This is a genomic window from Streptomyces sp. NBC_01546 (genome assembly GCF_045208355.1).
Lineage (GTDB): Bacteria > Actinomycetota > Actinomycetes > Streptomycetales > Streptomycetaceae > Streptomyces.
This window is the reverse complement of the sequence record NZ_CP109379.1, coordinates 4,290,896-4,304,556: the sequence shown is the minus strand read 5'-3', so window position 1 is coordinate 4,304,556 and position 13,661 is coordinate 4,290,896. Positions and strand designations below refer to the sequence as shown.

Annotated in this window: 14 protein-coding genes; 10 read left to right on the top strand and 4 right to left on the bottom strand. The window is 73.2% G+C overall.

The window, feature by feature from the left end; all coding sequences use genetic code 11:
- Nucleotides 1–144 precede the first annotated feature (144 nt).
- The 5 genes from pucL to OHA89_RS19670 all read left to right on the top strand — a co-directional run bounded on the left by pucL (nt 145) and on the right by OHA89_RS19670 (nt 3,131).
- Complete coding sequence (gene pucL, locus OHA89_RS19690; protein WP_406366733.1) at nt 145–1,062, top strand: factor-independent urate hydroxylase; 918 nt, start codon at nt 145–147, stop codon at nt 1,060–1,062.
- Between the two features lie 187 nt (nt 1,063–1,249).
- The gene (locus OHA89_RS19685; RefSeq protein ID WP_215146131.1) at nt 1,250–1,495 is read left to right on the top strand and encodes a hypothetical protein; all 246 of its coding nucleotides are present in this window, start codon (nt 1,250–1,252) and stop codon (nt 1,493–1,495) included.
- Between the two features lie 264 nt (nt 1,496–1,759).
- Nucleotides 1,760–2,431, top strand: a complete 672-nt coding sequence (locus OHA89_RS19680; RefSeq protein ID WP_406366731.1) for a class F sortase — start codon at nt 1,760–1,762, stop codon at nt 2,429–2,431.
- A 104-nt stretch (nt 2,432–2,535) separates the two neighbouring features.
- A complete protein-coding gene (locus OHA89_RS19675) occupies nt 2,536–2,898 on the top strand; it encodes a hypothetical protein (protein WP_266609008.1) in 363 nt (120 codons plus the stop codon).
- A gap of 62 nt (nt 2,899–2,960) precedes the next feature.
- Nucleotides 2,961–3,131: a hypothetical protein gene (locus OHA89_RS19670; RefSeq protein ID WP_406366729.1), complete on the top strand. Its 171-nt coding sequence runs from the start codon at nt 2,961–2,963 to the stop codon at nt 3,129–3,131.
- Nucleotides 3,132–3,234: 103 nt separating this feature from the next.
- On the opposite strand, the gene OHA89_RS19665 is transcribed toward OHA89_RS19670, so the two are convergent.
- From OHA89_RS19665 to OHA89_RS19655, 3 genes are all read right to left on the bottom strand, one after another.
- The gene (locus tag OHA89_RS19665; protein ID WP_257555489.1) at nt 3,235–3,648 is read right to left on the bottom strand and encodes a hypothetical protein; all 414 of its coding nucleotides are present in this window, start codon (nt 3,646–3,648) and stop codon (nt 3,235–3,237) included.
- Between the two features lie 76 nt (nt 3,649–3,724).
- Nucleotides 3,725–4,123, bottom strand: coding sequence for a RidA family protein (locus OHA89_RS19660; RefSeq protein WP_215146121.1), 399 nt, complete (start codon nt 4,121–4,123; stop codon nt 3,725–3,727).
- A 40-nt stretch (nt 4,124–4,163) separates the two neighbouring features.
- Nucleotides 4,164–4,634, bottom strand: coding sequence for an RrF2 family transcriptional regulator (locus OHA89_RS19655; RefSeq protein WP_406366727.1), 471 nt, complete (start codon nt 4,632–4,634; stop codon nt 4,164–4,166).
- A 111-nt stretch (nt 4,635–4,745) separates the two neighbouring features.
- Between OHA89_RS19655 and OHA89_RS19650 the strand changes: the two genes are divergently transcribed.
- The 4 genes from OHA89_RS19650 to OHA89_RS19635 all read left to right on the top strand — a co-directional run bounded on the left by OHA89_RS19650 (nt 4,746) and on the right by OHA89_RS19635 (nt 9,701).
- Nucleotides 4,746–5,573 carry a hypothetical protein gene (locus OHA89_RS19650; protein WP_266609002.1) on the top strand — a complete coding sequence of 276 codons (828 nt, stop codon included), beginning with the start codon at nt 4,746–4,748 and terminating at the stop codon, nt 5,571–5,573.
- A 134-nt stretch (nt 5,574–5,707) separates the two neighbouring features.
- Complete coding sequence (locus tag OHA89_RS19645; RefSeq protein WP_266612331.1) at nt 5,708–7,648, top strand: FUSC family protein; 1,941 nt, start codon at nt 5,708–5,710, stop codon at nt 7,646–7,648.
- Nucleotides 7,649–7,728: 80 nt separating this feature from the next.
- A complete protein-coding gene (locus OHA89_RS19640; protein WP_266609000.1) occupies nt 7,729–8,439 on the top strand; it encodes a hypothetical protein in 711 nt (236 codons plus the stop codon).
- Nucleotides 8,427–9,701: a HAMP domain-containing sensor histidine kinase gene (locus OHA89_RS19635; RefSeq protein ID WP_266608998.1), complete on the top strand. Its 1,275-nt coding sequence runs from the start codon at nt 8,427–8,429 to the stop codon at nt 9,699–9,701. Before OHA89_RS19640 ends, OHA89_RS19635 begins: the two co-directional genes overlap by 13 nt.
- Nucleotides 9,702–9,770: 69 nt before the next feature.
- Here OHA89_RS19635 and OHA89_RS19630 read toward each other — a convergent pair whose 3' ends face one another.
- On the bottom strand, nt 9,771–11,858 hold the full coding sequence (locus tag OHA89_RS19630) for a PhoX family phosphatase (RefSeq protein WP_257555483.1): 2,088 nt from the start codon (nt 11,856–11,858) through the stop codon (nt 9,771–9,773).
- Nucleotides 11,859–12,269: 411 nt separating this feature from the next.
- Between OHA89_RS19630 and OHA89_RS19625 the strand changes: the two genes are divergently transcribed.
- Nucleotides 12,270–13,577: a VWA domain-containing protein gene (locus OHA89_RS19625; protein WP_406366724.1), complete on the top strand. Its 1,308-nt coding sequence runs from the start codon at nt 12,270–12,272 to the stop codon at nt 13,575–13,577.
- The last annotated feature ends 84 nt before the right edge of the window (nt 13,578–13,661 follow it).

Below are 13,661 nucleotides of genomic sequence, written 5' to 3'. Positions count from 1 at the left end.
GGACCGGGATGCACGTCAGTCCCGGGGCGGTCCTCCGGGGGCCGAACGGCGGGGAGCGGGACGCCTTCGGGCGGGCGCTGGACGCCGGGCGTACGGGATCCAGACGACCGGACTCCGTGTTCCCGAAGCCGAAGGAAGACAGGCATGAGCAAGCACGTCCTCGCGCAGAACCAGTACGGCAAGGCCGAGAACCGCATCGTCAAGGTCACCCGCAAGGGCGGCGACGGCTCGTGGCACGAGATCCGCGACCTCAACGTGTCGGTCGCGCTCCGCGGTGAGTTCCGCGACGTCCACCTGACCGGCGACAACGCCAACTGCCTGCCGACGGACACCACCAAGAACACGGTGTACGCCTTCGGCAAGGAACACGGCATCGACTCCCCCGAGGCCTTCGGCATCCTCCTCGCCAAGCACTTCGTCTCCTCGCAGCAGCCGATCCGCGAGGCTCAGATCCGCATCGAGGAGTACGTGTGGGACCGCATCCCGGTCCCGACGCGCAAGGAGCAGCACTCCTTCGTCCGCAAGGGCCAGGAGGTGCGCACCGCGCAGATCACGTACAGCGAGACGACGGGCCTCCAGGTCATCTCGGGTCTGAAGGACCTGACGGTGATGAACTCGACCAACTCCGAGTTCCACGGCTACATCAAGGACAAGTACACGACCCTCCAGGAGGCGTACGACCGCATCCTGGCGACCAAGGTCACCGCGCGCTGGGCGCACTCGGCGCTGGCCGCCGACGACGCCTCCTACGACTGGGACCAGTCGTACAAGAAGGTCCGCAAGAACATGCTGGAAGCCTTCGCGGAGACGTACTCGTACTCGCTGCAGCAGACCCTGAACCAGATGGCCGAGCGCGTGCTCGACAACTGCCCCAAGGTCAACGAGGTACGCCTCCACCTCCCCAACAAGCACCACTTCCTCGTCGACCTGGAGCCCTTCGGCCTCAAGAACGACAACGAGGTCTACTTCGCGGCGGACCGGATGTACGGCCTCATCGAGGGCACCGTCCACCGCGACGGCGTGCAGCCGGTGATCGCCACCTCCGACTGGATCGTCGCGTAACACCTTCCGTTTGCCGCTCCGTTCGGCCCGGACCGCGTCGCGGGGTCCGGGCCGCTGCGCTGCGTGGACGAGTTCCAGCCGCCCTTCCGGTTCTCTAGCCGAAACGGGCCCTTGTGCCGATCGCCGCAGCCAAGAAGGCTGTGCAGCCGACGATCTGACGACGAGTGGACGAGGGGGCCGGTAGTTCATGCCGACGGCGATCAGGGAATGGCGGGGCTGGACGGGCGCTGCCCCCTTCTGGCTGAACTCCTTCCTGCTGCTCCTGGCCCCTTTCACCGCCGTCACACTCTTCGGCCAGATCGGCGTGATCGCGGCCCTGGCCGCGCTGGGCGGCCTGGCCCGCCACCTGTGGTCCGGCGACTACGGCCACCCGGCGGTCCACCTCGCGGCGGTCCTGATGGGCGTGGCGACGGCGACGCTGGTCACGACCTGACGTCGACCGCCGTCCACCGGCGGCCGCTCGTGGCGCTCGGGGCGCTCGTGGCGCTCGTGCGCATCCCACCCGTTCGGGCGTACGGTGCTCCATCCCCGGGGCTCGGCGACCGGACCGGCCGCCAGCTGGGAAAACGCCGGGATCATTTGGCGACACGCCCGTGACGTTCCGTCAGTCTCCCGTGTTTCACCGGGTGCCGGCGGGCAGAGGAGGTATCCACTGCTCACATGACCCGGCCGCCCGAGCCGGACCGGAGGGACTCGCATGCCCCGCGCCAAGTCGGTCGTCACCGCGCTGACGGTGGTTCTGCTGGCCACCGGGATCGGGGCGCTGCAACGCACCGAGGGCGCCGCCCCCGCGGCCGCGACCACCGACGACGCACTGCCCTCGCGGGCGCTGGGACTGTCCGACCACCGGCGCCTGGCCCGGCAGCGGGAGCATGCCGGTGAGCACGTCCCCGGGCACGGCGCACGGTCGCCGAGGACGGCCGCGGGCCCGTTGCGGCCGGTCACCGGACCCCTGCGGGCCGCACGGCCGCTGCGGCTGCGCGTCCCGAGCCTGGGCATCGACGTTCCGGTGACCGGCTCGCCCGACGGGACCGGGAGGACAGGCGCGACCGGCTCGACCAACCGTCCCGACGGGACCGACGGGAACGACGGCCGGGACGAAGCCTCCTGGCAGACCGGCGGACCGGCACCCGGGTCGGCCGGAACCGCCGTGATCACCGGAGCCGGCCTGGACCTCGCCGGGCTTCAGCGGGGCCGGACCGTCGAGATCTCCCGCGACGACGGCCGGACGGCCGTGTTCACCGTCATCCGGCTCTCCCCGGGCGCGTCCGGCGGCCGCGAGGACCGGGCCGGTCGGTCCCAACTGCGCCTGGTCGGCGGCGAAACCGCCGTACTGGCCCGGCTGACGGGGCAGCGCCGGGGCCGCTGACCCGCCCGCCCCGTGTCGGCCGTGGGGCCGTCTTCGTTCCGCCGGTCGGGGGCTTCTGGGCACCCGGCCGGGAGTCGCCCGGCGTGTCGGGGCACACCCCTCGCATGAGCGGGAGGCGATACGCGCGCACGGCCCTGGCCAGGGCCCTGACCCAGGCCCTGACGGCGGCCTGCGTCGTGCTGCTGTGCGTGTTCGGCGCCGGTCCGGCCGCGGCGACGGTCGCCGAGTCCCGGCCCTCCTCCACCGCCCCCGCCGAGCCCACCGAGGGACAGTCCGATCCGGCCGCCGAACCCGAGGCGCGGGCCGCCGTACGGTCGCTGCCGCGCGGGGTGCCCGGCGTACGGCGGACTCCCGTGCCGGTGTTTCACGTGAAACATCCGGACCGGCCCGTGGCCGCGCCCGTGTGGCGGACGGCCGGACCGGCGCTGTCCGCACGGACGGTGCGGAGTGTGGTCCTGCGCTGCTGAGCGGGCCGAAGCCCCGTAGCAGCGCAGTCCCCCCACACCCCTGAGCACCGTGAGGTTCCGCCATGCCCATCGACCCGTACGCCGCCCTGAACGCCATGCTCCGCGCCGAGGCCGCCCGGTTCACGCCGCCGGTACGCCAGAGCGCCGACCCGGCCGCGTCGCAGACCCCGGCCTCGGCCGCCGAGCCCGAGAGCGAACCGCAGCAGCCCGCCCCCGCGGACTCCGCCGCGTAGGCATGGAAGAGCACCGGTTCCCGCGCCCTCGGCAACGGAGAGTGGTCAGGTGAGGTTCGACCACGGGCACGGGAACCGGTGCGACCCACAGTTTCCGCGGGACTCAGTCCTCGCGCGTGTAGTACCGGTAGAAGGCGGTCGCCCCGACGCCGATGCCGACGAAGAGACCGACGACGGTCGACTTCAGCACGCTGGAGTTGGTCAGGCTGTGCAGGTAGCCCGCGGCGATGCCGGTGAAGGCTCCGTACGCGGTGGCGTGGACCTCGCGCATCAGCCGGGGACCGACCTGGTGGAGGGCGAACATGATGCCGGCGAAGATCGCGCCGCACAGGATCCCGTAGAAGACGTTGCCCGCGTCCACCGGGCCCATCTGGCGCTTGATAAAAGCGGCCCAGACCCCGTAGACGAGGCCGGCGAGCAGGGCCCGCACGAGGGCGTTCCTGGCGGTGTGGTCCGTGGCCGCCGCGGTCGGACGGTGGTGGTACCGCCGGGAGGCGGTGGGTGCCGCATGTGCCATGACGGGCTCCTCTCTCCCATCATCCAGGGCACACCCGCCGCCCCCGACCGGCAAGTGGATCAACCGCCCGGGCCGGTCAGACGGGGCGCACCGCCACCGCGTCGACCTCGAAGAGCATGCCGGGCAGGGCGAGCGCGGCCACCCCGATCAGGGTCTGCGCGGGCAGCTCCGTGCCCCAGGTGGCGTCCAGCTCCTTGAGGAGGACCGCCAGCTTCCGCTCGTCGTGGCCGACGATGTACGTGCCGATGCGGACCACGTCGGCCGGGCCGAGGCCGACGGCGGCGAGGGCGGTGCGGAGGTTGGCGAAGGCCTGCGCGACCTGGTCGGCGAAGTCCTCGGAGACCACGTGACCGCTGTCGTCGGAGCCGTACTGGCCGGCTATGAAGACCTGCTCGCCGGGGGCGGACACGATGTGGCTGTAGCCGTAGCCGGTCGGGGTGTGGAGTCCTGCCGGGTTGATGATGCTGCGCGTCATGCCGAGCTCCTTGGCTTCCGATTCCGTACGTGTGGTGTGACTACTGCGCGGCGAGCCAGGCGCGGAGCCGCTCCGGGGCCTCGGGGGCCTGCCGTTCGGCCTGTTGCCGGATCTCGTCGAGGTCCTGCGCCGCCAGGGCCTTGCGCCAGGCCAGTTCGGCCCGGGTCATGGCGTGCGCGATGGCGCACTCGGCGGCCGCCCCCTGCTCCGGGCGCCCGGGCCCCTGCTGCCGGATCTCCGCGCACCGGAAGGCCTCCTCGGGACCCTCGACGGCGGCGACCACGTCCATGAGCGAGATGGCGGCGAGCGGGCGGGCCAGCCGGAAGCCGCCGCGGGGGCCGGAGGCGGAGGTGACGATGCCCGCCCGGGCCAGCGCCTGGAGCTGCTTGTTCAGGTAGGCCGCGGGCAGGTCGTGCCACGCGGCCAGCCGCGCCGCCGACACGGCCCGGTCCGGTCCGCTCCACGCCAGGTTGACGCAGCTGTGCAGCGCCCACTCGACGCCCTCGCTCATCCTCATATCCTGGATATTAAATGTCCAGGATCTTCAACCGCAAGGGCGCCGCGCCACCCACCCGCAGCAACACCGCTCGCGCCGGGTCCCGCCCCGGCATTCCCTGGTGACGTGCGCACCATCCTGTCGGCGGTACTGATCGCGCTCGTGGCCCTCCTGGTGCCCGCGAGCGCCGCCGCGTACTGGGCCGACCGCGAGCTGGGCGACGCCGACCGCTACACCGCCGCCATGTCCCCGCTCGCCGGAAACCCCGCCGTCCAGGGCGTCGTGGTCACCCAGGCCACCCGCGCCCTCGCCGGACAGATCGACGCGGGCCCCTTCCAGAGCGGGGTCGACGCCCTGCTCGGCGAAGCCCTGGGCTCCTTCGCCGGCACCCCCGCCTACCGCACCGCCTGGGACGCGGCCAACCGCGCCGCCCACGCCGCCTTCGTCGAGGCACTCACCACCGGCCACGGAGACGCCGTCACCATCGACCTCGCGCCCGTCATCGCCCAGGTCAAGGGGGAACTCGTCGCCGACGGCGTGCCGTTCGCCGACCGCATCCCGGTGACCCACATATCCGTCAAGGTCATGGAGTACGACAACCTCGGCGCGCTCCGGAAGGGTTTCCGCATGCTCCAGATCGCCGGCGTCTGGCTCCCCGTGCTGACCGTGGTGCTGGCCGCGGCCGCCATCGCGGTCGCCGTCCGCCGCCGGCAGGCCGTGATGGCCACCGGGCTGGGACTCGCCGCCGGGGCCGCCCTGCTGTGGATCGCCGTGAGCGTCTGCCGCCGGATCACGCTGGACGATCTGCCGGCCGACATCGACCGGCAGGCCGCCGGAGCGGTGTACGACGCGCTCACCGCGTTCCTGCGCACCACCGCCTGGGTGGTGCTGGCGATCGGGCTCGCCGCCGCGCTCGGCGCCTGGCTGACGGGCCGACTGCGCCGCACCCCATAAGCTCGGAAGGTACCAACGTACGCAGAACGACGCAGAAGAGCCCAGAAGAACCGATTCGCGAGCGGCGGCACGGAAGCGGAATGAGCACCGAACGCACCGAACACATACCGTCCGGGCGAGACCGGCACCATCCGATGGCCCCGCCCGCCTGGCTGCTCAAAGGGCTGCGGCCGAGCAGCGCGCCGATCCCCTGGGCCGCCGTGGCGCGCGCGGCGGTCGCGCTGTCCGCCCCGCTCGCCGTCGGATTCGCCCTGGACGAGCCCGAGTACGGCGCGCTCGTGTCCATGGGCGCCCTGTCCGGGGTCATCAGCGACACCGCCGACGCCTACCGGATGCGGATCCTGAACATCGCCGTTCCGCAGCTCTTCGGCGCCGTGGGCGTGGCGGTGGGCACCCTGGTCTTCGGACACGGCTGGCTGGCCGTCGGCGTCCTCACCCTCGTCGCCCTGGTCTCCGGGATGATCTCCTCGATCGGCACGGTCGCCTCCGTCTCCGGGCTGCTGCTCCTGCTCAACGCCGTGATCGGCGCCGGGCTGCCGCTGCCGCAGCCCTGGTGGACGGCCCCCCTGCTGCTGAGCGCGGGCGGGCTGTTCGTGCTCGCGCTGTCCCTGCTGGGCTGGCCGCTGCGCGGCCGCCTGCCGGAGCGCACGGCCGTCGCCGCCACCTACCGGGCCCTGGCCGACTCCCTCGAGGCCGCGGGCGGACCCGGCCCCGTCTACGAGGAGCGCCGCCAGCAGGTCACCCAGTCCCTGAACCAGGCCTACGACCTGGTGCTGGGCCGACGTGCCCGGGTGCACGGGCGCAGCCCCTCGCTGGTGCGGATGCTGGCCCAGCTCAACGTGGTGATCCCGCTGGTGGAGGCCGCCCCCGCCGCACACCTGCGCGGCCGACCGCTGCCGCCCGAGATCCCGGCGGCCGTACGGGACCTGGCCGACGCCGTCGAAGAGGGCCGCACCGGAACCCCCGTACTCGAGCTGCCCGCACCGCACACCCCGGCCGAGCGGGCCGTCGACTCGGCCCTGCGGCACGCGGCGGCCATCGTGTACCTCCCCGAACCCGATCTGCACAACGTCGACGACCGGCTCGGCCGGCCGGCCGCCCTGCGGGTCCGGGCCCGGCGCGCGGTGCGCGACACCATGTTCTCCGAGGCCTCCTGGCGGTACGGACTGCGGCTCGCGCTGTGCATCGGGCTCGCGCAGTCGCTCGTCTCCGTGGTCGAGGTCGAGCGGTCCTACTGGGTCGCGCTGACCGTCACCTTCGTCCTCAAGCCCGACTTCGGCTCGGTGTTCTCGCGGGCCGTGCTGCGCGCGGTCGGCACCGCGGCCGGGCTGGTCGTCGCCGCCGCCGTGCTGGCCGAGGTGCCGCGGGGCTGGTGGGACGTGCCGGTGATGATGGTGCTCGCCGCGCTGATCCCCGCCTTCTCGGTCAAGGGGTACGCCTTCCAGACCGCCGCGATCACCCCGGTGATCCTGCTGCTCTCGGACCAGCTCAACCACGAGGGCTTCGACCTGATCCGGCCGCGCCTGCTGGACAGTCTGATCGGCTGCGCCATCGCCCTCGTCGCGGGCTACGTGCTGTGGCCGGAAAGCTGGCACACCCGGATCGGGGACCGGCTCGCCGACACCGTGGACGACGCCGCCCGGTACGTCGAGCGGGCCTTCGCGCCGGTCGCGGACGAGGCCGCGCTCGCGGCGGCACGCACCGCCCGCGTGCACGCCAGGCGGCGGATCTACCGGGACCTGTCTGGCGTGCGCAGCGAGTTCCAGCGGGCCCTGACCGAGCCCCCGCCGACAGGGGCCCGGGCCGCCGCCTGGTGGCCGCTCGTGGTGGCCGTCGAGCGCATCGTGGACGCGACCACCGCCGCCCGGGTCCGGGTCAACCACGGGGCGGAGCCGCCCGTGGCGGGCGAGGTGGAGGGGATCGTGCGGCAGCTGCGCGAACTGGCCGAGCGGGTGCGCAGCAGCACGACCCCGGTACGGGTCGACGCGGAGCCGGAGGGCGAGCAGTCGAGGGTCCTCGCCCCGGTCCACCAGGAGATCGCCGCGGCCCTCGCCATCGCCCACCCGGGGCGCTGACCCCAGGGCGTGTCCGGGACGGGTCCCCCGAACGGCCCATCGGCCGGGCCGCGGCCCACCCGGCGGGAGAGCATCGGTACATGCACCGCGCCCCGGTCGTGATGGTCCTCGCCGCCGTCCTGGCGGCCACCGCCGGGTGCGCCGACGTGGAGGGGCTGCACAGCCAGGGCGACCTCGGCACGGTGCACGCCCCGAAGACCCTGTGGAAGGACATCCGGCCCGCCCCGCCGGGCCCCGGCCAGCAGCCGGGGACGGCCGCCGTGGTGCCGGGGCTCCCCAAGGCGCCGGGGCCGAGCATGCGCGGCGTGGACGCGCTGGCCGTCGTACGCGCCGACATCACCGCCGCCACCGCACAGGACGGCGGGACCGGCAGGCTCGTCGATCCCCGGGCGGTGCAGCGGCTCGCGCTCTGCACACAGGCTGTGGACGGCGGCCCCGACTGCCCGGTGCGCCCCGGCGTGCTGCACGACCTGACGGGCAACGGCCGGGAGGAACTGATCACCGCCCTGGACATCGACGGCCGGCTCAGCGAACTGCGCGTCTACACCGTCCGGGACGACGGCTCCATAACCCGGGTGCTGTCCCGGCGGGCGGTGCTGGAGGGCGTGGAGGTGGCCGCCGAGCACCTCGCGGTGCGTGAGCCCACCTCGAACCCGAAGTACGTGGCCGTCTCCGACTACGAGTGGGACCCCAAGGCCGGGGTCATGAACCTTTCGCAGCTGACCCTCGACGAGTGCCCGGCCGTCACGGACGTGCCCCTGAGCGGGGACGGGTCGCGATGCGCGCGTTGAGCAGCCTGCGCTGGAAGATCGCCCTGACCACCACGGCAGTGTGCTGCATGGTCGCCGCCGCGCTCGGGATCCTGGTGCACAACGTGGTCGCCCGGCAGATCGTCGGGGAGGTCCGCACGAAGGCGGACGCGGAGCTGGACCACGCCCTCGGCCACTACGAGTACGGCACCTCCCACGGCGACGTGAACGTCGCCCTGGACCCGCCCGGCCTGCCGGAGCGGCTGCGCGAGCTGGTCGCGCGCGGGGACACCGGCAGCATGGTCGGCCACCGCGGCGACGAGCCGGTCATGTGGGCGGCCGCACCGGCCGACGAGCAAACCCTGGCGATCTGGATCCCGTACGGGAACACCCGCGACCGGCTGCGGGACATCGACACGGCGATCCTCGCCTCCGCGATCGTCGCGGCCGGTGTGGTCGCGCTGGCCGGTCTGTTCCTCGCCGACCGGATCAGCCGGCGGCTCGCGACCACGGCCGCCGTGGCCCGCCGGATCAGCGCCGGGGACCTGGACGCGCGGGTGGGTCTCCCGGCCGACGACGGTGGTGGGGGTGGGGACGACCGGCGGCCGGCCCGCTCCCGGGACGAGGTACGGGACGTGGCGCAGGCGCTGGACTCGATGGCCGGGTCACTCCAGGACCGGCTGGAGGCGGAGAAACGGTTCACCGCGGATGTGGCGCACGAACTGCGCACCCCGCTCACGGGCTCGCTCGCCGCGGCGGCGCTGCTGCCGGCGGGCCGCCCCAAGGAAATGATCAACGACCGGCTCAAGGCCCTGCACCTGCTCACCGAGGACCTGCTGGAGATCTCCCGGCTGGACTCGGGCGTCGAACGGGCCGAACTCGCCCGGGTGGAGCTGGGCCGGGCAATACGCCGGGCGGTCACCGGGAGCGGGCGGGACGCGACGGTACGGGTGGTCCGGGACGCGGTGGTGCTCACCGACCGGCGCCGCCTGGACCGGATCCTGGCCAACCTGCTGGTCAACTCCCACAAGCACGGCCGGCCGCCGGTCGAGGTGACCGTGGAGGGCCCGGTGGTGGCGGTCCGCGACCACGGCCCCGGATATCCGTCCGAGCTGATCGAGCAGGGCCCTCAGCGGTTCCGCACCGGAGACCCGGGGCGCGGCCGGGGCCACGGGCTGGGGCTGACGATCGTGGCCGGCCAGGCGGCCGTCCTGGAGATCGAGCTGACCTTCGCCAACGCGCCCGACGGGGGCGCGGTGACCACCCTCAGGCTGCCCGTCGGACGGCTGCCGGAAGCGAGTTGACCGGCCCGGGGGGATGCCGGCGTGCGACATCCCCTCGAGCCGGTCAGTCGAGCGTGCTCATCGGACGGCTCAGACGCCGATGTTCTTGCCGTCCTTGCGCCAGACCGAGACGACGGCCGGGCGGACGATCTTGCCGGGGCCGTCGGGCCACACCGACTGCGGCTTCTCGACGGACGCGCCGTCGATCTCGCCCGGGTGCTGGACGGACACCAGGACGCGCTTGTCCTGGATGAGCGGGCCGCAGGTCTCGGCGCCGCGCGGGACGGTCAGGAACTGCTTCAGCTCACCGCGGCGCTCACCGGAGGTCGCCACGCCGAACAGGCCGTCGTGCGAGCCGAGCTGGTTGCCGTCCGTGGAGATCCACAGGTTGCCGTGCGGGTCGAAGGCCACGTTGTCCGGGCAGGAGATCGGGCTGACCTTGTCCTTCGGGAAGCCCGCGAAGTACGTCGCCGGGTCGTTCGGGTCACCGGCGACCAGGAAGAGCCGCCAGGCGAAGCCGTCGCCGGCCGGGTTGTCGAAGTTCTCGGCGAGCTCCAGGATCTGGCCGTGCTTGTTCAGGTTGCGCGGGTTGGCCTCGGTCGCGCCTTCCTTGCCCGGCTTGCCGCGGTCGGTGTTGTTGGTCAGCGCGATGTAGACGCGGCCGGTGCGCGGGGAGGGCTCGACGTCCTCGGGGCGGTCCATCTTCGTGGCGCCCACCTTGTCGGCGGCCTGGCGCGTGAAGACGTACACCTCCTCGGCGGTCATGCCCTCGACGTGCGAGACGTTGCCCGTGGCGAGCTTGATCCAGACTCCGGTGCCGTCGAACTCGCCGTCGGCGGGGAGCTTGCCGGTGCCGTCGAGCTCGGCGGCCGGGGAGTCGCCGGTGAGCTTGGCGACGTAGAGGGTGCCCTCGTCGAGCAGCGTGAGGTTGTGCTCCTTCGCCGCGCGCGAGTCGCCCTTCTTCATCTGCTTCGACGAGACGAACTTGTAGAAGTAGTCGAAGCGCTCGTCGTCGCCCATGTAGACGACCGGGCGGCCGTCCTCGGTCAGGCGGGGCTGCGCGGCCTCGTGCTTGAAGCGGCCGAGCGCGGTGCGCTTGCGCGGGACGGAGTTCACGTCGTACGGGTCCAGCTCGACGACCCAGCCGAAGCGGTGCGACTCGTTGGGCTCCTGCGCCACGTCGAAGCGCTTGTCGAACAGCTCCCACTTGCGCTCGGTGGCGCCGGCGGTCACGCCGTAGCGCTTCAGGCGGGCGGCCGCGGTCGGGTCGGTGACCTGGCCGGCGTTGCCGAAGTACTGGTTGAAGTTCTCCTCGCCGTGGAGGGTGGTGCCCCACGGGGTGGTGCCGCCGGCGCAGTTGTTGAGGGTGCCGAGCACCTTGGTGCCGGTGGCGTCGACGGAGGTCTTCAGCAGGGCGCTGCCCGCGGCCGGGCCGGTCAGCTTGAACTCGCTGGTGGCGGTCAGGCGGCGGTTGAGCTGGTGGCGGGTGACCGCGGTCAGCTTGCCGCTGCGGTGGTCCTCCTGGACGACGACCACGGACAGGCCGTGCGCGGCCCAGGCGATCTCCACCTGCTCGCGGGTCGGCTTGGCCGGGTCGTAGCCCTTGAACATGAGGATCTCGTCCGTGTACTCGTGGTTGGCCACGAGGAGCTGCTGGCGCTCGTACTTGTCGCCGAGCGGGAGGAGGCTCAGGAAGTCGTTGTTGTAGCCGAACTGACCGGCCTGCGCGGCGGCGGTCTGCTTGTCGGCGTTGAAGCCCGGGGCACCCTTGAGGATCGGCTCGCCCCAGCGGATGACCACGTTCTGCTCGTGGCCCTCGGGGACGGTGACCTGGTCGGCGGTGTTCGGCGCGACGGGCTTGAAGCGCAGACCGCGGGCGGCCTCGCCGCTCTTGCCGGCGCCGGCGGCCTCGGCCTCACCGGCGGGGGCGGCGTTGGCGGACTGGCCCGGGCCGCTGAGGGCGATGGCGGTACCGGCGGCGGTGGCGACCGTCACGACGGCGGCGGTGCGCAGCATCGCGCGGCGGGAGTACGCGCGGGCTATGACATCGCCCGCGTACTCGTTGTCGCTGGTGTTGGGCACCTCGTGGAAGCATGCGTCGCCACAGCGGTAGCGGCAGGTGAGAGCGGAACGGCCGCTCCCATGCGGGTTGCCGATGAGCGGCAGGAGCTTGCGCACGAGTGTCCTCCGAGTAGCTGCGTGGGCGCCGACAACGTGTCGGAACAATCCAGCGGTGAGGCTAGGCCCGGGTTGCGCCGAAGCGGCGGCGCGGGGATGAACGATCGGTGAACCCGGCACGTCGGGGCGGAAGTTCGGACGCGGTGTGCGCGTGGCTGGGAGCCGGACGCCACGAAAGGTGCCCCTCCCGAAGATCCAGCCGGGCGGCCGATAACCTTACGTGTCCACTCTGGGCAGGGATCATCCGCGCAGCACGGACAAATGACGCACGCACTCATGCGAAAGGCCTGGCCCATGGGTATTCGGAGCTTGTTGCGCAAGGTGTTCGGACGGTCTGCGGAACCCGTTCCGGAGACTTCGGACGCCCCCTCGGCGAACCTCCCGAGCCAGTCGGAACGCACCCCCCTGGACGTGGCGGCCGAATTGGTGGCCGCGTCCTTCGACAACCCCACCGTTCCACCGCAGTCCGCACCGCGGGACCGCGAGCCTGGCACGGTCCTGACGGCTCCGGCCCCGGACCCGTCCCCGGTCGCGGACCCCACGGTCCCGGAGGCCCGCCGCCCGGTGCCTCCGGCGGTTCAGCCGGAGGCCGCCGAGCCGGTGCCTCCGGCGGTTGAGCAGGAAGCCGCCGAGCCGGTGGCCGAGGCTCCCGCGGAGCAGGCCGAAGCCGAAGCCGCTGCCCCGGCGGCGGAGCCGGAGGTCGTGCCGGAGGCGCAGCCCGAGGCCGAGCCGGTGGCCGCGGAGGCCGTCGTAGCGACGCCGGAGGCGGAGCCCGAGGCCGAGGTCGAGGCCGAGGTCGAGGCCGAGGTCAAGGTCGAGCCCCTGGCCGCGGAGGCAGAGGCCGCCGCGCCGGAGGCCGAGAACCAGCCCGAGGCCGAGGCCGAGGCCGAGGCCGAGCCCCTGGCCGCCGAAGCCGAGCCCGAGGCCGCCCCCGAGCCTGTGGCCGAGGCCGAGCCCGAGGCCGCCCCCGAGCCGGAGGCCGAGGTCGAGCCGCTGGCCGCCGAGGCCGAGGTCGACGTGCCCGAGGTCGAGGCCGAGGCCGAGGCCGAGACCGTCGGCGGGCCCGCGCACGCCGCGGCCGCGGTGCGCAAGCGGGCTCCCGGGGTCGCCGGGGCCTACAAGGCCGCCGGGCAGGTGCTCCGGGGCAAGGACAAGGCCGGGGCGCGCGCCAAGGTGTACCTCGTCCTGGACCGCTCCGGATCCATGCGCGGGTTCTACAAGGACGGCAGCGCCCAGTACCTCGCCGACCACGCGCTCGCCCTCGCCGCGCACCTCGACGACGAGGCCACGGTCCACACCGTGTTCTTCTCCACGGAGCTGGACGGCACCGCCGACCTGGCCCTCGACGGCCACGACGAGGCCTGGGTCGAGACCCGCCACGCCGAGCTCGGCCGGATGGGCCGCACCAGCTACCACGTCGCCGTCGAGGCCGTCCTCGAGCGCTACCAGAAGGACGGCGGCGAGGGCCCGGCCCTCGTCGTCTTCCAGACCGACGGCGCCCCGGACAACCGGCAGCCCGCCAAGGCCGCCCTGGCCGAGGCGGCCACCACCGCCCCCGGCATCCACTGGCAGTTCGTCGCGTTCGGCGACCACGACGCCAAGGCCTTCGACTTCCTGCGCAAGCTGGACGCCGAGAACGCCGGCTTCTTCCACGCCGGCCCCGCCCCGCGCGAACTGACCTCCGCCGCCCTCCTCAAGGGCATCCTCGAGCGGTTCTAGCGAGCAGCAGCTCGTACGGAAACGGCCGAAGGGCCCGGGATCATCGATCCCGGGCCCTTCGGCACATCCGGTCCTAGGACCGGT